General features: G+C 65.6%; 1 protein-coding gene. It reads right to left on the reverse strand.

Annotated elements, in window-relative coordinates; translation table 11 throughout:
• On the reverse strand, positions 1 to 241 hold a 241-nt coding region (locus NLU14_RS22785; RefSeq protein WP_275710895.1), incomplete at both ends, for a proline dehydrogenase family protein.

Raw genomic sequence — 241 nt, forward strand, 5'->3', positions numbered from 1 at the left:
CTCAGATCGATGCCGTCCGAATTGCGGCGGTCCGGATAGAGCGTCGCGGGGAGCGCGATCCTGTCGTGATGCGCGCCCGGATCGGGCATCGCGCGCACCGTCTCGACGGGGTCCGCGACCAGCTCCGAAACGGGAATTTCGGAATCCGCGATGCGATTCACGAAGGAGGAGTTGGCGCCATTCTCCAGCAAACGCCGCACGAGATAGGCCAGAAGCGTCTCGTGCGTGCCGACCGGCGCAT

Source organism: Marinobacter iranensis, from assembly GCF_029207565.1.
Taxonomy (GTDB): Bacteria; Pseudomonadota; Gammaproteobacteria; order Pseudomonadales; family Oleiphilaceae; genus Marinobacter; species Marinobacter iranensis.